Annotated in this window: 20 protein-coding genes; 7 read left to right on the top strand and 13 right to left on the bottom strand. The window is 40.7% G+C overall.

What is annotated here, in order from left to right; genetic code table 11:
- The 4 genes from J8L71_RS01125 to J8L71_RS01110 form a co-directional block, all read right to left on the bottom strand.
- Entirely contained in the window at positions 1–1,005 is a 1,005-nt protein-coding gene (locus J8L71_RS01125; RefSeq protein WP_210998899.1) for an iron ABC transporter permease, read from the bottom strand.
- Between the two features lies 1 nt (position 1,006).
- Positions 1,007–1,819, bottom strand: a complete 813-nt coding sequence (locus tag J8L71_RS01120) for an ABC transporter ATP-binding protein (RefSeq protein WP_210998898.1) — start codon at positions 1,817–1,819, stop codon at positions 1,007–1,009.
- 355 nt (positions 1,820–2,174) lie between these two features.
- Complete coding sequence (locus J8L71_RS01115; protein WP_210998897.1) at positions 2,175–3,107, bottom strand: porin; 933 nt, start codon at positions 3,105–3,107, stop codon at positions 2,175–2,177.
- Between the two features lie 183 nt (positions 3,108–3,290).
- The gene (locus tag J8L71_RS01110) at positions 3,291–4,142 is read right to left on the bottom strand and encodes a LysR family transcriptional regulator (protein WP_210998896.1); all 852 of its coding nucleotides are present in this window, start codon (positions 4,140–4,142) and stop codon (positions 3,291–3,293) included.
- A 91-nt stretch (positions 4,143–4,233) separates the two neighbouring features.
- Here J8L71_RS01110 and J8L71_RS01105 point away from each other — a divergent pair, with 91 nt between their 5' ends.
- Both J8L71_RS01105 and J8L71_RS01100 read left to right on the top strand, forming a co-directional pair.
- The gene (locus J8L71_RS01105) at positions 4,234–4,608 is read left to right on the top strand and encodes a DUF413 domain-containing protein (RefSeq protein ID WP_210998895.1); all 375 of its coding nucleotides are present in this window, start codon (positions 4,234–4,236) and stop codon (positions 4,606–4,608) included.
- Between the two features lie 87 nt (positions 4,609–4,695).
- Positions 4,696–5,931, top strand: a complete 1,236-nt coding sequence (locus J8L71_RS01100) for a diguanylate cyclase (protein WP_210998894.1) — start codon at positions 4,696–4,698, stop codon at positions 5,929–5,931.
- Positions 5,932–5,946: 15 nt separating this feature from the next.
- On the opposite strand, the gene rarD is transcribed toward J8L71_RS01100, so the two are convergent.
- Both rarD and J8L71_RS01090 read right to left on the bottom strand, forming a co-directional pair.
- Positions 5,947–6,864 carry an EamA family transporter RarD gene (gene rarD / locus J8L71_RS01095; protein ID WP_210998893.1) on the bottom strand — a complete coding sequence of 306 codons (918 nt, stop codon included), beginning with the start codon at positions 6,862–6,864 and terminating at the stop codon, positions 5,947–5,949.
- A 129-nt stretch (positions 6,865–6,993) separates the two neighbouring features.
- Complete coding sequence (locus tag J8L71_RS01090) at positions 6,994–7,449, bottom strand: thioesterase family protein (RefSeq protein WP_210998892.1); 456 nt, start codon at positions 7,447–7,449, stop codon at positions 6,994–6,996.
- A 134-nt stretch (positions 7,450–7,583) separates the two neighbouring features.
- Between J8L71_RS01090 and recQ the strand changes: the two genes are divergently transcribed.
- The 4 genes from recQ (at position 7,584) to J8L71_RS01070 (ending at position 12,190) form a co-directional block, all read left to right on the top strand.
- Positions 7,584–9,407 carry a DNA helicase RecQ gene (gene recQ / locus J8L71_RS01085; RefSeq protein WP_210998891.1) on the top strand — a complete coding sequence of 608 codons (1,824 nt, stop codon included), beginning with the start codon at positions 7,584–7,586 and terminating at the stop codon, positions 9,405–9,407.
- Positions 9,408–9,414: 7 nt separating this feature from the next.
- On the top strand, positions 9,415–9,699 hold the full coding sequence (locus J8L71_RS01080; RefSeq protein WP_210998890.1) for a DUF3630 family protein: 285 nt from the start codon (positions 9,415–9,417) through the stop codon (positions 9,697–9,699).
- Positions 9,700–9,837: 138 nt separating this feature from the next.
- Positions 9,838–11,547, top strand: a complete 1,710-nt coding sequence (locus J8L71_RS01075) for a ShlB/FhaC/HecB family hemolysin secretion/activation protein (protein ID WP_210998889.1) — start codon at positions 9,838–9,840, stop codon at positions 11,545–11,547.
- Positions 11,548–11,617: 70 nt separating this feature from the next.
- Entirely contained in the window at positions 11,618–12,190 is a 573-nt protein-coding gene (locus J8L71_RS01070; RefSeq protein WP_210998888.1) for a mechanosensitive ion channel domain-containing protein, read from the top strand.
- 41 nt (positions 12,191–12,231) lie between these two features.
- On the opposite strand, the gene J8L71_RS01065 is transcribed toward J8L71_RS01070, so the two are convergent.
- From J8L71_RS01065 to J8L71_RS01055, 3 genes are read right to left on the bottom strand one after another with little or no spacing between them, the layout of a single operon-like run.
- Positions 12,232–13,290 (bottom strand): succinylglutamate desuccinylase/aspartoacylase family protein, encoded by a 1,059-nt coding sequence (locus J8L71_RS01065; protein WP_210998887.1) that lies wholly within the window; start codon positions 13,288–13,290, stop codon positions 12,232–12,234.
- A complete protein-coding gene (gene rimK / locus J8L71_RS01060; RefSeq protein WP_210998886.1) occupies positions 13,277–14,182 on the bottom strand; it encodes a 30S ribosomal protein S6--L-glutamate ligase in 906 nt (301 codons plus the stop codon). Before rimK ends, J8L71_RS01065 begins: the two co-directional genes overlap by 14 nt.
- A gap of 10 nt (positions 14,183–14,192) precedes the next feature.
- Positions 14,193–14,621, bottom strand: a complete 429-nt coding sequence (locus J8L71_RS01055; protein WP_210998885.1) for a RimK/LysX family protein — start codon at positions 14,619–14,621, stop codon at positions 14,193–14,195.
- Positions 14,622–14,948: 327 nt separating this feature from the next.
- Here J8L71_RS01055 and J8L71_RS01050 point away from each other — a divergent pair, with 327 nt between their 5' ends.
- Positions 14,949–15,920 carry a zinc transporter ZntB gene (locus J8L71_RS01050; protein WP_210998884.1) on the top strand — a complete coding sequence of 324 codons (972 nt, stop codon included), beginning with the start codon at positions 14,949–14,951 and terminating at the stop codon, positions 15,918–15,920.
- A 230-nt stretch (positions 15,921–16,150) separates the two neighbouring features.
- Here J8L71_RS01050 and rraB read toward each other — a convergent pair whose 3' ends face one another.
- From rraB to J8L71_RS01030, 4 genes are all read right to left on the bottom strand, one after another.
- A complete protein-coding gene (gene rraB, locus J8L71_RS01045) occupies positions 16,151–16,486 on the bottom strand; it encodes a ribonuclease E inhibitor RraB (RefSeq protein ID WP_006793171.1) in 336 nt (111 codons plus the stop codon).
- A complete protein-coding gene (locus J8L71_RS01040; RefSeq protein WP_210998883.1) occupies positions 16,486–17,199 on the bottom strand; it encodes a 1-acylglycerol-3-phosphate O-acyltransferase in 714 nt (237 codons plus the stop codon). Before J8L71_RS01040 ends, rraB begins: the two co-directional genes overlap by 1 nt.
- A gap of 166 nt (positions 17,200–17,365) precedes the next feature.
- The gene (parC, locus tag J8L71_RS01035) at positions 17,366–19,654 is read right to left on the bottom strand and encodes a DNA topoisomerase IV subunit A (RefSeq protein ID WP_210998882.1); all 2,289 of its coding nucleotides are present in this window, start codon (positions 19,652–19,654) and stop codon (positions 17,366–17,368) included.
- Between the two features lie 10 nt (positions 19,655–19,664).
- On the bottom strand, positions 19,665–20,759 hold the full coding sequence (locus J8L71_RS01030; protein WP_210998881.1) for a PQQ-dependent sugar dehydrogenase: 1,095 nt from the start codon (positions 20,757–20,759) through the stop codon (positions 19,665–19,667).

The raw sequence follows: 20,759 nt of genomic DNA, 5'->3' as shown, positions 1-20,759 counted from the left end.
CTACACCTTCGATTTTCTAAAAAACAATAAGCTTAAAAAAAACACACTACCTATTGCAGCAGTAATAACACCGACAGGTAGCTCTTGGTTTTTTAATAATGAGCGTGAAAACACATCAACCCACACCATAAACGTGCCGCCAACTAAGCTAGTCACTAATAGGCCAGCCACACTACCTTGTGATATAAAAAAGCGCACAATATGCGGTACCATTAAACCTACAAAGCCTATACCACCACACATTGCCACCAGCACTGCGGTTATTAACGAACTTAAAACAAGCATTAAAATTCTAAATCGATGTACCCGTACACCTAGCGTTATGGCGCTTTCATCGCCCAATAGCATGGCATTAAGCTGCCTTCTAAAGCTCAGCAAAAAACCAATACACACAACAATAACGACTAACGGCAACCAAAGCGTTGCCCATTGCGCACGTGCAAAGCTACCTAGCGTCCAAAACAAAATAGCCGCAACAGCCTGGGGATCGCTCCAATAAAGTAATAAGCTAGTAAATGCGCTAAATAAAAACGACAATGCAACACCTGCCAACAACATAGACTCAACTTGAGCACTTTGCTGCCTACCGGCTATAAGTATTAATAAACTCATTGCAGCCAAACTACCTAAAAGCGCCGCAGTAGATAACATAAAACCAGCGCTAATACCTGTAACAGCCATAAGCACTACCACACCAAACGAAGCCCCCGATGATATACCGAATAAATACGGATCGGCGAGTGGATTACGCGTAACAGTTTGTAAAATAAGCCCTGCAATTGCTAATCCTGCGCCTGCCATAAATGCAAGTAAGGTACGCGGCATTCTCAGCTCGTAAATAATACGCGTATTGAGGGATGCATCATTTGACAGTAAAAAACTAGTTAGCACATCCTCAAGGGAAGTATCTGCTGCGCCAAAACTAAGTGCTGCAAATAAGCTAAATAACGCAGCTAAAATACTTATAAATAACGCAAGTGAGTGGCGAGTATTAACTGCGCTCATATTATTCATAACCATAAAAGTAAGTGATGTGCGGAATGCTATTTCCTGATTTCGATAGTTGTGGATGGCTATTGACTTGAGCACACACACCAAAAACGTCGTCTAGCATATTTTCGGTTAATACCTGCGTTGGCGTGCCCGAATGCGTAATTTCACCGTTTTTAATAACGACTAGTTCGTCACACATTGCTGCAGCTAGGTTTAAATCGTGAAACGATGCAAACACCGTTACCCCGAGCGATTTAGCTAGCTCCATAACTTGTATTTGGTATTTAACATCTAAATGGCTGGTTGGTTCGTCCATAATTAATAACTGAGGCTGCTGCACAATAGCGCGAGCTATTAAAGCGCGCTGCTTTTCGCCGCCAGAGAGCGATTCGAAACTTTGATCACTATGATCTGCCAACCCTACAGTGTTGATAGCTTGGATGATTTTTTGTTTATCGCTGCCGGTAACTGAACTGAATATCGATTTATGAGGAGTAAACCCAAGTGCAATAACATCAAATACACTTAGGTTAAATTGCGAAGGCGTTTCTTGGAGTACCACAGCAACTTGCTTTGCATAATCTTCACTTTTAAGTTGCCAAATATCGTGATTATTAAAAGTAATCTGCCCTGATGTTGGCTGATTAAAACGATATAAGCAACGAAGCAAACTCGACTTACCTGCGCCGTTTGGGCCTATTAAGCCCACAAACTTACCTGGCGTTATTTGCAAATTAATATTATTTAAAATGTTTTTATTGGCAATCCCCCACGAAACATTATTAACATTAAGTAAAGGCGTGTTTGGCGCTGATTTAGTGTGCAACAGTGAGTCCTTGGTAGGCGCGTACCCACTAACAATACAACTAACAATACCTAGTGCATTAAAAAAAATGAGTAAACCCGCTCGTTAAAAAATTTTTACCGATCTGCTTAGATACAAAAACTATTAAGCGATAAAATTTAATTCGTTAAATGCTCAAATATTTATGCTGATTGGTATTACTCATTTGTATCTGACTTAAAGCTTTATGCTAATTACAGTTACGGGAATAGTTGAGGGTTTACACCTCATTCCAAATGAGGGTCTATTATGGGCGGGTAAAGAATTTAAAGCAAAAAAAACCGCGCTCAAAGGAGCGCGGTTAAAAAGGGAGTGTTTTAACTAATTTAGCGAATAGTTAAAACTTGTATTCCATACCTAAGCCTACATAATCTTGGTCAACGTTGTTGTCCATGTCGAAGCTTGAGTAAAAACCAAACACTTTAATGTTTTTGTTCAACTTGTGATCAACACCTACCGATACCGCTGTTTTATCATCGCTATCGTCAAAGTCCATTGCTTGGTACTGTACTTTGAAGGTGTTTTTACCCATGCTGTAAGCTGCATTTAATAAGTAACCATCCGCTTCTGCACTGCCATCTACAGTTTCTTGCGTTTGGTACATTGCGCCTAGTTTAAAGTTTTCAACTTTACCTTGGATTGACGCACGTACAACATCGTAGCCATTTACTTCGCTATCGGCTGCAACTGACGCATAAATAGCGCTCTTTTTAAGTGCTACATCGCCATAAGTAACCGCTAATGAGTAACCGTTATCTGCATCTACGTCATCTTCAGCAATAAAAGTAGCAAGTAACTTAAAGCCTTCGTATGTTTTAGATGTATAAGTAATTGAATCACCTAAACGGTTTTCACCTTTAAATACGTTTTTAATATCGCCTTCAAGGTCGTTAAATAAATCTAATTTGCCTTGTGATTGTTTAAGGGCTGTATCGTTGCGACCCACAACTACCTGACCATATGCGCCTTTTAAGCCCACATATTGGTTACGAGCAGAAATATTATCGTCGTTATCACCTTTTGAGTCAGCATCAGACACGTCTACTTGAAACTCAAACTTATAAACCGCTTCTAGGCCATCTGTTATTTTTTCAGAACCTTTTAGACCAAAGCGAGATGCGTTACTTTTAATTTCAGTGAAAGACCCTTCACCATCATCAGACGACTGCACAGTCACATTCGCTTTACCGTAAACATCAACGCCTGCGAGCGCATTAAAAGACAAACCACTTAATAAAGCGACACATAAGCTCGATTTTACAAATTTCATGTTATTTCCTCGATAATCACAAAAGACTAATTTTTAAAACAGGTGCAGTTTGGCACCAATAAATGACAAAAATATTACAAATGAAATATTTTTGTCTTTTAAAGTTAATGAAATTGCATTGTTTATGAAATTAAAAGTACATGAACAGTCATTGGGTACTTAGTACCAAATAAAAAATACCTATTAAGTTAGCTCAACTTTAGGTAGTAAGTTTATTAAGGTTTCTATTAATTCCTTTTGTTCATTGTCTCTATGATAGGCTACAAAAATGCCTCTTGAGGTATTTTCTACATCTTTAACATGAAACAGCTCACCCTTATCAAGATGATCTTGCACAAGTACCTGAGGTATAAAGGCACTGCCACCACATTGTAATATTAAATCAAGCGCAATACGCCCAGTACTCGTTCTAAAATAAGGTGGGGTATTCCCCGTAAATTGACGAGCATGCCAAAGCGAAAACGTCGTACCCCAATCAACATATACATACTGGTTATCAAAAAAGTTTTCGTTTGTTGCAGTATCGTAGCCACTCACTGGAATAATAGGTAACTCACATATACGCTCAACCACTAGTTCGTCTACCTTTGGCGGATCAAACAAAATAGCTAAATCGAGTGTGCGCTCTAAAAGTAGTCGCGTACTTTCTTGCTGCGCTTTAACCTCTGCTACAAGCGACACCCCAGGCATCGCCGACACTATATTAGTAATACCAAACTGTAAAAATGCATCCCATATATTTGGTGTGCCAGCCAAACTTATTTGTTTGTGCATATTATCAGCCAACGCCACATCTACTTTTGCGCGCTGCATGCCCGTAATAATCATTTTTGCATGAGGTAATAAACGCTCACCAGGTGCCGTTAATTGGATATTATTTCGTTGGCGTATAAATAAATTAACACCAAGCCCTTGCTCGAGCTGGCGAATCCTAAAACTGACCGCAGATTGTGTTATATAAAGGTTCTCGGCTGCTTTACCAAAGTGGCGAGTACGCACGACTTCTACAAATGTTTTTAATAAATCTATATCCAATTTTTTATCCTCACGATAAAAATAATTTGTTTAATAAATTACCAAACTTGCATCATACTCCAACTAATTAATAGGGCATGAGGATAAAGTTATGAGCAATAATATTTCACTACTACGCCAAGCATTTGTTAGCCAACGTCAATTTTATGATGATCAAAACTTTCCACGTGGCTTTAGCCGCAGCGGAAACTTCACCTTGTTAGAAGCAAGCATACTAGAGCAACATGGGGTGATTTTAAAAGATCTATACTCTAAAACTATAGCGCCACAAAATGAGCATCAAAAACAATTTGTAGCTGTGGTAACCGGTTCTTTAGAGCCAACAAACCCGATTGAGCGTGCTTGGGTTAAATACTTAAAACTTACAACCTGTAAATCTAAATTCCACACATTATTTGGTCGCTCTAAAATATCGGGTCCAGCCCCCATTAGCCAAGAATATTATTCAGAAGCAGATAGCTTGTAAGCCACTAAGTTATTTGCTTTTTTGCGTTTTAGCAGTTACAACTTGTATTAGCAAATACTTTTGCAAAATATTAAACAAGGTAGCTACGTGACGCGAAAAATATTAATAATTGAAGATACGCCGACTATAGCGCGAGTGCAAAAGCACATTGCGCTAAAGTCTGGCTACGAAGTTGATATAGCTGAGTCGTTAGCTCAAGCCAAAGAGTTGTTGAGTAAAAGCACTTATTTTTGTGCTGTAGTAGATTTTATTTTGCCTGACGCACCAAAAGGTGAAGCTGTCCCTTGTACTATAGCAGCTGAAATTCCTACCATAGTAATGACTGGCAATATCGATCAGCAAACACGCGACACGGTAGAAAAGTACCCAATAATTGATTACATAACCAAAGAAAATAAACAAGCCTACCAATACCTAGAAAAACAATTAATGCGTCTTCCCCGTAACGAAAGCGTAAAAGTGCTCGTGGTTGACGATTCAACCTCAACTCGCCGTTATATTTGCAGCCTACTTGTTCGTCACAAGTACCAAACAATAGAAGCTAAAGATGGTATTGAAGCACTTAAAATGCTCGAAGATTCACCTGATATCACGGTAATAATTACCGATAACGAAATGCCAAATATGAACGGTGACGAATTATGTATACAAATTCGTAGGTTATATAGCAATGATGAAAAAGCGATTATAGGGATTTCTGGAGCAGACTCCTCTGTGCTTTCTAGCTTATTTTTGAAAAATGGCGCAAACGATTATCTGCATAAACCTTTTAATAGTGAGGAGTTTTACTGCCGCCTTAGTCAAAACGTCGACATGCTAGAGCAAATAGCCACTATTAAGCGCCAAGCTAATACAGATTACCTTACAGGCTTACCTAATCGCCGCTATTTCTTTGAGGAAGCCGAAAAGTCACTAAAACAAATTAAAGATGCCAAAGGCAATGGCGCCCTCGCTATGCTTGATATTGACCACTTTAAGTCGATTAATGATACACACGGGCACGACACAGGCGACGAGGTATTAAAAGGGCTTTCTATTTGTTTTAAAAAGTACTTTAAAAAGCACTTAGTAGCACGTTTGGGTGGCGAGGAGTTTGCGGTTTACTTTAAAGGTGTAGACAAACAAGAAGCACTCAAACGCCTTGAAGGATTTAGATACTTTATAGAAGCCAATAGCCATGAATTTAGTAGCGCTAAGATTAAGTTTACTATTTCAATTGGCTTTGAGTATGGCCCAATCTATCAAATTGATGAATTATTAAAGCTGGCCGATTTAAAGCTATACGATGCTAAAGAAACCGGCCGTAACAAAGTAGTAAATTAAACCTAACTTACTACTTTATACTTCAGCGGCTGTTATGGCCGCTTTTTTACGTTTACGTGATTGATGATAAGAATCCCACGTAAATATAGCCAAAGCGCTCCAAATACAGGCAAACGTAATCACCCGTTCGGCATCAAACACTTCATCGTAAAATACCACCGCTAGCATAAACATTAAGCTTGGCCCTATGTATTGGAAAAAGCCCAGTGTTGTGTACTGCAAGCGTTTAGCAGCGCCAGTAAAGCAAAGCAGTGGCAATGTGGTAATAATACCAGCACTAATTAGCAATACATTTGTATGCCAATCATTTACTACCAAATCCGAGGTTGCTGTAGGAGCCATTACCCACCAATAAATTAACGCGACAGGCAGTAAAATCAGTGCTTCGAGTAAAATACCAGGAAGTGCTTCAACTGGTAATTTTTTACGTAACAAGCCATAAATAGCGAATGAGGTAGCCAGTGAAAACGCTACCACAGGGAACGAGCCAAAGCTAACAAGCTGTAGTACCACGCCAGCAAATGCTAAAAATACCGCAAACCCTTGTAGTTTTCGTAAGCGCTCGCCTAAAAACAACATACCTAGTAACACATTAAGCAGCGGGTTTATGTAGTAACCTAAACTGGCGTCAAGCATGTGGTTGTTATTAACGGCCCAAATAAATAAGCCCCAGTTAAAGCCTAATATAGAAGACGTTATAACCAACATAAGCATAATTTTTGGCTGAACAACAATGCGCTTAACCTTATCCCAATATTTAAGCACACTCACTACAAGTACTAAAAATACGACCGACCAGACAACGCGGTGAGTTAAAATCTCAAAAGCAGAAACATGTTGAATTTGCTTAAAATAAATCGGTGCTAAGCCCCACATTAAAAAGGCTAAACAGGCAAAAATACCGCCCTTACGCTGCTCGTTTTCCATCGACATAAATACAACTTACTCATACTAAAAGGCCGACAGTTTATACCAATTCGCACTATTAAGTGATGTATTTTGAGGCGAGTAAACCTAAACGCAAGGCAAAGCTTTTTATTTAGCAGTACTTAATTAGTTGCTTTACCCTACTAAATACGTACCTGTGCCAAAAGCTATTTGTACTGACTTTTCATTATGCAGCTCCATTCTGCACACACATACTTTATTACCTGAACGAATAAGTGTGGCACTCGCTATAAAGTTCTCCCCTTTACCTGGGCGTAAATAGTCGGTGCGTAAATCAATAGTGCCTAATGTGGCAAGCTTTTGCTGCACACTTGGCATATCTATATTGGTTAGTTTGTCTATCACACTGGCTGCAGCGAGCATACCGCCGACATTATCAAGTACGGCTGAAATAATTCCACCGTGAAGAATTTTTTGCGCAGGGTTACCAACAAACACATCCTGCCAAGGAAAGCTTATTTTAGCTTGTTCAGGGCTTAGCGACTCCACTGATATGTTTAAAAACTGGTTAAATGGCATACCACTTACAAACAACGCGCCTACTTGTTCAATTAACATTTCTTTATTCATTATTATTCTCTATGTTTAAATCAACACTGGTACGATGAGTAAAACATAACTTGATCAAAACTACGAGACTCTGATCAAATCATTTACCTTTAAGCTAAAGACATCTTATAAAAAAAACACTAAAATACCCGCCGATGACTACATTAACGCAACCTTCTAGCACTCTTGTGCGCAAACCCGAAACTGTCCTCAAACAAGTGTTTGGCTACAGCGAATTCCGCGATGGCCAAAAAGCAGTGATTGATGCGGCTATTAGCGGTAAAGATTCTCTGGTATTGCTGCCTACAGGCGGTGGTAAATCAGTGTGCTACCAAGTTCCGGCCTTAGTACTTGATGGCGTTACTATTGTTATATCTCCACTTATATCGTTAATGCAAGATCAGGTTACGCAATTACAAGCATTAGGTGTTAAAGCTGCTTATGTAAATAACAGCCTAGGACGAGAAGAACAGCAATTAGTGTATCAACAGCTCCATCAGGGGTTAATTAAACTATTATACGTAGCCCCTGAAAAAGTATTGCAGCGTGACTTTTTAGAGCGCTTATCGCACCTAAATGTAAGCCTCTTTGCCATAGACGAAGCGCACTGTGTATCCCATTGGGGGCACGACTTTAGGCCCCATTACTTTAGATTAAACGAGCTTAAACAACGTTTTTCTCATGTACCGATGATGGCGCTTACTGCCACAGCCGATAAAGCCACTCGCTTTGATATAGTTGAACAATTAAAACTACAACAGCCCTATATCCATACTGGCAGCTTCGACAGGCCTAATATTCGCTACACAATAGAAGAAAAATTTAAGCCTATGGCGCAACTACTGCGCTATTTAAAAGAGCAAAAAAATCAAAGTGGTATTATTTACTGCACCAGCCGCAAACGCGTTGACGACATTGCCGAAAAGCTTGCCGATGCAGGCCTCAATGCCGCCGCCTATCATGCGGGTATGAGTAACGAGCAACGCCAATTTGTACAAACCGGCTTTGCCCGTGACGACATTCAAATAGTGGTCGCGACCGTTGCGTTTGGTATGGGAATAAATAAACCTAACGTGCGCTTTGTGCTGCATTACGATATCCCTAAAAGCATAGAAGCCTATTATCAAGAAACCGGGCGTGCTGGTCGTGACGGCTTAGCCGCAGAAGCCATAATGTATTTTGATCCGGCCGATATTGGCCGTGTTAGGCGCTTTTTTGAAGATATAGACGATGAGCAACGCCGCCGCGTAGAAGAACAACGCTTTAACGCTATGGCAAGTTTTGCAGAGGCACAAACCTGCAGGCGCCAAATACTCCTTAACTACTTTAGTGAATACAAGCGCGAACAATGCGGTAACTGCGATATCTGCATAAATCCACCAAAAAGCTTTGATGGAACCTTAGTAGCCCAACAAGCGCTTTCATGTGTATACAGAGCCGGGCAACGCTTTGGCTTAGGTTATATTGTTGAATTATTACGCGGGGCTAATACAAGCCGCATACGCGATAACAACCACCACGAATTAAGTACTTACGGCATAGGTAAAGATAAAAGCAGTGAATTTTGGCTCAGTATTTTACGCCAGCTTATTCATCAGGGTTTACTAAGCCAAGATATAACCCAAGGTGCGTCACTGCGTTTAACCGAAGCAGCACGCGCTATTTTAAAGAGTGAATATGCTTTGCAAATGGCTGAACCTCGCCTGCAAGCTAAACACGTATACCAAGATAAGCTAGCCCAATTTAATTACGATAAAAAACTGTTTGCCCGCTTACGTGCTCTACGTAAAGAACTCGCTGATGCAGACGATGTACCGCCTTACGTTGTATTTAACGACAAAACGTTAGCCGAAATGGCGCAGCTAATGCCTACTAACGACAGCGAATTTTTAAAAGTGTCGGGAGTTGGCTTTACCAAGCTAAACAAATATGGCGGCGAATTTTTAACTGCAATTCGCAATTACCTTGCGACCAATTAAGAACACTATGACCCAAATAGAATACGATCACGCCCATAAATGCATAATTGTTAATCCAACAGAGCCACCACACGATGAAGACTTTGAGCTGTGGAGCACTTTATTTTTACATTCAGATGAAATAACAATCAACGAATATTCTGGTGGTGCGGACCGTCATCAAGTACGTTTTAACTACCAACAACATACTTTTAATTTAAACTTTGAACACTATAGCGAAAGTATTTGGATTAACGGTGAAGGCCTAGAGGCCGAGCACTTATTGGCAGCCCTTGCCTTTTATTTAAGCTAAAACTGCAGTCATTAACAAAGGTGCATAACGGTAACAATTAATTAGTTTCAAAATCCATACCTTTTACTTACATTGTAATAACAATGATGTAAGCTGATATTATGATCGGCAGTTGCTACTAAGTAGTAAAGAGGTTTAATGGTGAATAAGAAATGGATTGCACAATGCTGTATTAGCTTAACCGCTTTAAGCTTTTTAATGCCTAGCGCGCTTGCCCAGCAAGTAGCAAAAAAAACAGATACTTGCCCACTGACTCAAGCCCATTTAGATAATAATAAAAATCTACGACGTGAAGTTGAAGATAAAGCAACACTCATCACCAGCCGAAGTGATGCGCAAATAGCCTCGATTACGCTTTCTCAACTTAATGTATTTAACACAGAGCTAGAAGAAGAAAATAACGCCCTTTTTCGCTTTGCTAACCGTGCTCATATACAAACAGAACCTGCTGTGATCAGTAATATTTTACTGTTTAAGCAAGGCGATAAATACAATGCTAAAAAGCTGGCTGAGTCAGAGCGCTTATTACGCCGCCAAAATTATTTATATGATGCGCAAATAAGCGCCACAGAAAACTGCGACGGTAATGTAGATGTAATCGTAGTAACCCGCGATTTATGGACCTTATTACCTGAAATCAGCTTTAGCCGTAGCGGCGGAGAAAATAAATCGAGTATAGGTTTTCGTGAATCAAATTTATTTGGATGGGGAAAGCGCTTATCGCTTGCACGCACAACCGACAGCGATCGTAATGGTTACTTATTTGTTTATGATGATCCTAATATTTTATCAACCCGCTACCGCGGCCGCTTAGAATATGCCGATAACAGCGATGGTAAACGCCACTTATTAGAACTCACCTACCCGTTTTATGCCATAGATACGCCTTATAGCTATGGTATTAAAAGCTTTTCTGAGCAAAGAGAAGAATCGTTGTATCGCCGTGGTGATGAATACAGCGAGTTTGATCAAACAACCGATCTATTTAGTGCATTTTTAGGCCACTCTACAGCACTCAGCGATAGCTGGACCCAGCGCCTAACCCTTGGTTATGTAGATCAACAAGACAGCTTCGAAGAAATAGACACCACCTTTGCCCCACTAGCACAAGACAGAAAGCTCAGTTACCCGTATGTTAGCGGGCACTGGTTTGAAGACAATTATATAAAAGTACGAAATTTTGACAGTATTTCGCGTACAGAAGATTTAAATTTGGGCTGGAACATAAAAGCATTATTAGGCTATTCAGACAAGTCACTAAGTAATGACGATACCCGCGCTATTTACTCTTTTAAAGCTAAAAAAGCACATTTTACCACCGATAGAACACTATGGCGCTTTAGCACTGAGCTTGATGGTTATTGGAATAAAGAACAAAAAAAGCTTGAAAACTTTTTAGCCACCGGCCAAATACAATACTACTTAAACACCAGCGAAAACCAATCTTGGTTTGTTAAAGCCCGTGCCCAGTATGCTAAAAACCTAACCGCCGATAAACAGCTAACACTTGGCGGCGAAACGGGTCTTCGTGGCTATCCTATGGATTACCAGCACGGCGACCGAAGCTTTTTAGTCAGCTTAGAAAAACGCTATTACTGGGAGTACGATTTACTGCAGCTATTTAAAGTAGGTGCAGCGGGCTTTGTTGATGTTGGCCGCGCTTGGTTTAACGATGAAGACAACGGCGAGAACGATCATGTTTTAAAAAATGTCGGTATTGGACTGCGCCTAGCCCCTAGCAGAGCAAACTCTGGCACCATGATTCACCTTGATATTGCCGCCCCGCTTGATAGCTACGACGATGTTGATTCGGTGCAGTGGCTCGTGAGTGTTAAAAATACCTTTTAAATAGCGGACAATATACTAAAGCGCTAAACTAGCGCTTTAAACTCGCTAAAAAATAGTACGGGATCACACTTTGGAATTGTTCGCGCTTTTAGAGCTAATGGGTACACAATATAAATTAGTTGTCACCCTTATTGCCATTTTACTTTTTCCACTGTTATTAAAAGCAACAAAAAAGCTGCTCGAAAAAGCCATAAAAGGAAAAGTAGATGTTCATCGTAAATTTAGAGCTGAGCTGTTATTAAAAATAATACTCGCGTTTGTAGTACTTTGCTTAGTGCTCATATTTTGGGGTATAGAGCTGCGTGGGTTATTAGTTCTAGGCTCATCACTGTTTGCAATGTTAGGGGTCGCTTTATTTGCAGCTTGGTCGTTACTAAGTAATCTTACCGCCTTTTTATTAATGTTTATTCAAAACGATTTTCATGTTGGCTACTGGGTGCGTATTGTTGATGGCGCAAACCACGTAGAAGGACGTATTGTTGAGCTAGGCTTAATGAATGTCGTGCTTGAGCATGTAGATGGGCACAGAGTTGTATACCCAAATAACCTGTTTGTGACACGCCCTGTAATGGTATTAAACAAAGAGCCTAAGCCCACAAAAGCGCCTGTAATTAAGCGTATTATTGGCCCTAATAAACGTTAAGCCGCAGTAAGAAAAACCTTACTGCGGCTTTTTAATAGCTATTAGTTATTTAGCTCAGCTGTTTTTAATTCATCATCTAAATCATTTATTTCGTCAATAAAGTGCTCTAGTTGCTGCTCTACTAAGCTGTTGTCATGTGCAAAGTAAGCAAGGTGGAATACCGCATCCCCTTCGTTTACTAATGGCATAGTTTGCTGACCAATTACAATACCGCCTTTAGGCGCTAAAAGTTCAAGCTCAGAGTCCCCTAAAGGACTACTTATATACGCCAGCACTTGGCCTTTTTCTACATGCTCACCAAGCGATACTTGCGCACGTACAATGCCGTCTACTTCAGCACGTATCCAACTTGTAGAGCCTGCAATAATAGGATCGGGTAGTTTTTTAGGGCGTTTGCCACGGATCATTTTTAAATGACGCATCACATAATCCACTCCCTGCACACCTGCTGCAATAGCAATAGGATCAAAACGTAGTGCTTCACCTGCTTCATAAGTAATAACCGGTATACCTAAATTAGCGGCTTCACTTCGTAGTGAGCCATTACGAAGGGATGCATTAATAACAGCAGGTGTGCCAAATGCTTTAGCCATATCAGCGGTTGCTTCATCTTCTAAATTAGCGCGTATTTGCGGCAAATTAGTTCTGTGAATCGCACCCGTATGTAAATCAATAATGTGAGTACAATGTACTGCCACCTGATTAAAAAACATGTGCGCCATACGCCCAGCTAGCGATCCGCGCTCAGACCCTGGAAAGCTGCGGTTCATATCGCGTCTATCGGGTAAATAACGCGATTTATGAATAAAGCCAAACACATTAACAATAGGCACTGCAATTATGGTTCCGCGCAACTGACTTGCATCTATTTTAGAGAGCAGCTGACGTACAACTTCTACACCATTTAGCTCATCACCATGAATAGCTGCACATACCATAAGCACAGGCCCCTCTAAAACACCATTTACTACCTCAATAGGAATATTAAGCGGTGAGTGGGTATAAAGCTTTGCTGCTTCTAAGGCCAACGTTTTGCGCTCGCCTACACCCACGCTTTTACCTAATAAGGTAAAAGGCCGGTTTATTTTAACCTTTGCCACGTGTTGCAGTTCCTTTAATAGCAGCATTTTTTTCGATAAATTCGATGACCATGCCCGCAATATCTTTACCTGTTGCTACTTCAATACCCTCAAGGCCTGGTGAAGAGTTAACTTCCATTACCAGTGGACCACGAGACGAGCGCAGTAAATCAACACCCGCAACATTTAAGCCCATAGCTTTAGCTGCGGCAACCGCTGTTTTTCGCTCCTCAGGTGTGATGCGAACAAGTGCAGCACTTCCCCCACGATGAAGGTTTGAACGAAACTCCCCTTCTTGCGCCTGGCGCTTCATGGCAGCTATCACTTTATCGCCTAATACAAAACAGCGAATATCAGCACCGCCCGCTTCTTTAATATATTCTTGAACCATAATATTGGCTTTTAAGCCCATAAACGCTTCAATTACACTTTCAGCCGCTTTGCGCGTTTCAGCAAGAACAACACCAATACCTTGCGTACCTTCAAGCAGCTTAATTACTACCGGTGCGCCGCCTACCATTTCTAGTAAGTCTTTTACGTCATCTGGCTTGCTAGCAAACCCTGTTACCGGCATGCCGACCCCTTTACGCGAAAGAAGCTGCAATGAGCGTAATTTATCGCGCGAGCGAGAAATAGCCACCGATTCGTTAACAGGGTAAACCCCCATCATTTCGAACTGGCGTAACACCGAGCAACCATAAAAAGTAACTGATGCACCAATGCGTGGAATGATAGCGTCAAATTCTTTTAAATTTTCACCGCGATAGTGAATTTCAGGCTGATCTGAGTTTATATTCATGTAACAACGTAGCGCATCAATTACTTTTACTTCATGACCACGTGCTTCTGCCGCTTCAATTAAGCGACGAGTTGAATACAAATTACTGCTGCGAGATAAAATACCGATTTTCATAGTTAAAACCTTAACTACCTAATAAATGTGATAAAGCCGGATTAACGACTAAGTGATTTTCCATGGCTGTACGGCCAAGTAACATCCTAAATTTCATTGTTGCCCTACTTGTTAACGTCACTTCAATAGGCCAGCTATGTTGGCCAGCATGTAATGTTGTTTCTATAAAATAGCGCATTTCTTTTTGCCCACTTGAACTGGTTACAGCTTTAATTTTTTTAACCTTAGCCTTGCAAGTGACGCGTGTTTGTTCATCGCCTTGTAGCGGTTGAGCTATAAATTTCACCCATTTTTCGCCATTTACTTCATACTCTTGAATATTAATTGCATGAATACACGAGGTACGGGCGCCGGTATCTACTTTTGCTTTTATTCTCTCAATACCAAGCTCTGGTAAGCTTAACCACTCACGCCAACCCACTGTGATATTTGTAGTCATAAATATGCCCTTAATAAAAAAGAGACTTATACGCTACGGGTCAAAAAACACCAACGAAATAAATTTATCTAGTCGATGAGTAAATTAAATTGATCTTTTATACAAACTGGTCACACAATGCGCACCTTGCTGGTGAGCTTGTGCATTGGTTTTGATTTATAAAAGCGCGCTGTTAGATTTTGAAGTAGGCTTAACTCATCAAAATAAAAGGTAAGTTTGTAGAAGAGACAGTAGATGCACTAAATTTAATCTGAACTCGAGATAGTAAAGCTCTTTAGAGTACAGGTTAGCTAACACGATCAAATACACAATTATACGGGTTTAAATATGATTAATGGTTTACTACATGCACTAGTACTTGACGAAAATGGCGGTGCGCGATCTATACAAAGTACACAGGATCTAAATAATTGGCAGCCAAGCCAAGGAAAACTATGGATTCATATGGATTACAGCCAAAAAGAAGCGGTAGCGTGGCTAAAAAGCCAATCCCATTTAACAGAATTTGAACTTGATTCGTTAATCGCTGATGAAACCCGCCCACGCATAACGCCTACTACAAACGGACACATGTTATTTTTACGTGGCGTAAACTTAAACCCAGCACAAAGTCCTGAAGACATGGTGTCTATACGTTTATTTATCAGTGAGTCTGTTGTCATAACAACTCGCAAACGTAGATTGCTATCAATTCAAGACATTCTTGAATTATTTAATATAAACAAAGGGCCGTGCTCTATTTCAGAGCTAGTGTGCACCATTACACATAAGCTTACCTCTCGTATGCAAACGGTGATTGACTCGCTTGATGAAACACTTGATGAATTTGAAGAGGAGATAGATGAGCCAAGTAAGAAGTTTGATAACCAAGGCTTATCACAACTACGTCGCCAAACCATTGCCTTAAAGCGCTACTTAAAGCCGCAAAAAGACGCGCTATCTTCAATGGTTAATAAACATTACCCGTGGCTTTTAGATGATGACAAAGCAAAATTAAACGAAACCACTAACCTACTGATTCGTTATTTAGAAGAATTAGACAGCTCAATCGAACGCGCACAAATTATTCAACAAACAATTACCAACCAAGTCTCTGAGCAACTAAATCAGCGTATGTATGTAATGTCGGTAGTGGCGGCTTTATTTTTGCCACTTGGCTTTTTAACAGGCTTATTAGGAGTGAATGTAGGCGGTATCCCTGGAACTGAAAACCCCTATGCATTTAGTGCTTTTGTTATATTTTTAATCGTTCTTACCGGCGGTATTGCAGTGTATTTTAAAAATAAAAAATGGCTATAATAAACAGCCATTTAAGTACATTTAATAATGTAAGTTTTAACACTATTTATATGGAACTAGTTAGTTTCTCGTGTGTAGCTAACTACGGTAAATCCATTGTTAGCGTCAGGTTTTACCCTTAAAATGATGAAATAGGATTGAGGGTTGGTATAAAACTATTTCAGACATAAAAAAACGAGTATTTATAATACTCGCTTTTAAAATACAAACCTAGACGTTAGATAGGTACATTACTCTTGAAAGTAAGTGCCCCAACCGTCGTATTCAACGTCGCACTCAACAGCTAAAGCTGCAAGTTTATCCACATCTTCCATTATTACGTCTACGTCTAGCTCAGCTTCGACTACTATATCGAAGCTCCAAATCTTGCTGCCGTCTTCAAGCTCGAGCTCTGCAGGCTCTTCAACATCGTAGCCTAATTTAAAAGCCGCTAATGCCGCTTGTTCTAATTTAGGGAAGTCTTCACATACAAAATGGTGTTCTACTTCGTAAAGTATTTCAGGATCTGATCCATCTTCAAGTAATGAACTTACGATGTCTTCACTTATTTCGCGCCAGTTTTCCATTATTTATCTCTCACTTGAGCATCTAATTCAGTTATTTTAGCAGCCATAATACTATGCACGCTTTTAGCATGCTCACGCGCGCTAATATTTTTATCAAGCGATACGGGCGCTAACATTTCAATGTAAATTGTACCATTATCCCATCGATTTAGCTTTATGGATTTATGCGTTGTATTCATACATACCGGAATAACGGGCACATCTGCGCTCATTGCGGTGTGAAATGCACCTGTTTTGAAAGGTAACAGCCCTCTTCCATAGCTTCTGGTGCCTTCAGGAAACATCCATACAGATAGACCATTACTTTTAATTTTTTCAGCGGCTTTTGAAATAGTTCCAGCCGCTTTTGAGCGGTTCGATCTATCGATTAATATATTACCCGATAGCCAGTAAAGCTGCCCAAAGAACGGGATCCACTTTAAACTTTTTTTACCTAAACTTACGCAGTTTTTTGGCACCATGGCTGGAATCGTAAATAAGTCATAGTTGTTTTGATGATTTGCTAAGTACACTGCTGGCCCTGCTTTTACGGCCTCTGGATGGCGTGTAAGCACAAGTTTTACACCCAACATTTTGGCCATTGAGCCAAACCAAGTTGCTATAACATATACATTATTTGCGTGAAATGGCCTTACTATTGAAAGCAATAAACCAAAAACACAGCTTAATAATATAAACAGCAACATAATAAAAATACGTATAACGGCTAACAAACTATCTCTCCAATTGTGTGTGCAGTGCGCCAAATGCTACGCACATTATAGTATTATAACGCTATTTTGTTACACACACGAGACATAGCGTACACTTGTGCGCTGAAATTATATGCACAAACAAAAACGGCCTACAAAAGCAGGCCGTTTAATGTATTACTATGTATTATTCACTAATCGTCTCATCGGGATCATCTGCAGGTGTAAACTCAACAACCGCCTCATCAACGCGTTGTAAACCACGCGGTAATTTGTTACCTCTGCGGCCGCGCTCGCCATGATAATGTTCTAAATCAGTAGGCTTAAGCGTTAACTTACGCTTACCTGCATGGAGCGTTACACTGCTGCCTTGTGGCACAACAGCTAATACTTTAACAAACTCTTCTCGCGCTTGTACCTTTGCTCCAGGTATAGAAATAATCTTATTCCCTTTACCTTTACCCAGTTTTGGTAAATCACGTAGCGGGAATAAAAGCATGCGCCCTTCGTTTGAAATGGCCATACAATAATCGGTTGCTACATCGTTGACTCTAATTGGAGAGAGTAGTATGCCGCCTTTTGGCACGCTCACTAAGGCTTTACCGTTTTTGTTTTTACTCACCAAATCTTTAAAGTCGGTTATAAAGCCGTAACCCGCATCCGATGCCATAAGCAGTACTTGATTGTCATCAGCCATCACCACATGTTCAAAATTAGCCCCTGTGGTTAGGTTAAATCGCCCTGTCATTGGCTCACCTTGGCTTCGCGCCGAAGGCAAGCTATGTGCATCAGTTGCAAAGGCACGGCCTGCTGTATCTAAAAATACTGCGGGCTGATTACTCTTTCCTCGAGCTGAGGCTTTATAGTTATCGCCTGAGCGATAATTAAGCCCTTCTACATCTAGATCATGACCTTTACCAACGCGTGCCCAGCCTTTATCAGAGAGTACAACCGTCACTGACTCTGATGGGATTAAATCTTTTTCGTTAAGCGCTTTAGCTTCCGAGCGCTCAATAACCGGCGAGCGACGATCGTCACCATACATTTCTGCGGCTTCTTGAATCTCTTTTTTAAGAAGCGTTGACATACGACGATCTGAACCCAGTGTTAGCTCTAGTTTGTCACGTTCTTTAGCTAGCTCATCTTGCTCACCACGAATTTTAAACTCTTCTAGTTTTGCTAAGTGGCGAAGTTTTAATTCTAAAATTGCTTCCGCTTGAATATTAGTTAAATCAAAGCGTTCCATAAGTACAGGCTTTGGCTTGTCTTCGGTGCGGATGATTTCAATGACTTCATCAATATTTAAAAAGGCAGCGAGTAAACCTTCTAAAATATGTAACCGCGCTAACACTTTATCTAAGCGATACTGTAAACGCCTACGAACAGTTTCACGTCTAAATGTAAGCCACTCAGATAAAATACTGCGTAAATCTTTTACCTGCGGGCGGCCATCTAGGCCTAGCATGTTTAAATTTACACGGTAATTTTTTTCAAGATCGGTAGTAGCAAACAAGTGCGCCATTAATGGCTCAGCTTTAATGCGGTTAGAACGCGGAATAATGACAATACGCGTTGGATTTTCGTGATCAGACTCATCACGTAAATCGGCAATCATAGGCAGCTTTTTAGCGTTCATTTGCGCTGCTATTTGCTCAAGCACTTTACCACCCGAACATTGATGCGGCAGTGCTGTAATTACAATATCGCCATGCTCTTCGGTATACACCGCACGCATTTTGATAGAGCCTCGACCCGTTTTATATATTTTATGGATATCGGCTTTTGGGGTAATTATTTCAGCATCAGTTGGGTAATCTGGTGCATGTACTAACTCAAGAATTTCCTCAAGTTCAGTTTTTGGCTTATCAAGTAACAAGCAACACGCACTGGCTAATTCGCGCACGTTATGTGGCGGAATATCTGTTGCCATACCTACGGCAATACCCGTTACGCCGTTTAGTAAAATATGCGGTAAACGCGATGGCAATACTAAAGGCTCATTCATGGTGCCATCAAAGTTTGGCGTCCAATCAACCGTGCCTTGGCCAAGCTCTTTTAGTAATACTTCAGAAAACTTAGATAAACGTGCTTCGGTATAACGCATTGCTGCAAACGATTTAGGATCATCTGCAGCACCCCAGTTACCTTGACCGTCAACCAGCGGATAACGATAAGAAAACGGCTGCGCCATAAGTACCATCGCTTCGTAACACGCACTGTCGCCGTGTGGGTGGTATTTACCTAGTACATCACCCACGGTACGAGCCGATTTTTTATATTTAGCAGCGGCCGATAACCCAAGCTCGCTCATCGCATAAATAATACGACGCTGAACCGGTTTTAATCCATCGCCAACATGTGGCAATGCTCGGTCCATAATTACGTACATAGAGTAGTTTAAATAGGCGTCTTCGGTAAAACGCCCCATTGTTTGTTGCTCAATTCCTTGCATCAGCAAGGTATCTGTATCACTCATTAAAGCTTACCTAGTTTTTCTTATAGCTTACACGGTAGATCACATTGGCGTAATCATCGCTTACCAACAGACTGCCGTCACCTAATTCTGCAAATGCAACAGGGCGTCCAAATGTGGCTTCGTCTTTCATAAAGCCCGTAATAAATGGCGTATATTTTGTGACTCGACCTTGCTCAATGGTAGCTAACGCTACTTTGTAACCTGATTTTTTAGAACGATTCCATGAGCCATGCTCAGCAACAAATAACTGCTGCTTATAATTTGCAGGAAATTGTTTACCGTTATAAAAATGAATACCTAAAGGCGCCACATGTGCAGCAAGTGCAAGCGCCGGAGAGGTATAATCGGCAATGTTTTTGCCTTTACCAAACTCAGGATCGATTATCGCGCCGGCGTGAACAAAAGGAAAACCAAAGTGCTCACCTTCTTTGCTTACACGGTTAATTTCATCTGGTGGGATATCATCGCCCATCATGTCGCGACCGTTATCGCTAAACCACAAAGCCTGTGTGCTCGGGTGAAAGTCAAAACCGACTGAGTTACGCACACCTTGCGCAATGGTTTTAATTTGCTTAGTTTCTACATTAAGTGAAAAAATACGACCAAAGCGCTCATCTTCGGCGCAAATATTACACGGCACACCGACCGGAATGAGTAACTCGCCTGTGGGTGTAAAACGTAAAAACTTCCAGCCGTGGTGGCGCTCTGATGGTAATGCATTATAAATTACATCAAACTTTGGATCTTTTAGTTCCGTGTCGATATTTTTAAAACGAATAATACGATGCACTTCACCAACGTATAAATCGCCATCTTTAATTGCCAGGCCCGAGGGCATATTTAAACCTTCAGCAATCACAATTTTTTTGTCCGCTACGCCATCACTATTATGATCGATAAGCGCATATACATTACCTGCTTTACGAGAGCCTGCGTACACAATACCTTTTTTTGACACTGCAATTTGGCGAGCATTTTCAACATCATCAGCAAATAAGCTTACTTCAAACCCTGGTGCAACGGTGAGTTTATCAAGTATGTTTTTCGCCATTGCTGGGACACTTGTCATCCCCAATAACAGCAAACTTCCTAGTAATTTATTCAC

The sequence above is a fragment of the Pseudoalteromonas sp. MMG007 genome (assembly GCF_018100985.1).
Taxonomy (GTDB): Bacteria; Pseudomonadota; Gammaproteobacteria; order Enterobacterales; family Alteromonadaceae; genus Pseudoalteromonas.
The sequence above is the reverse complement of the archived record's forward strand: the minus strand, read 5'-3'. Positions and strand labels throughout refer to the sequence as shown.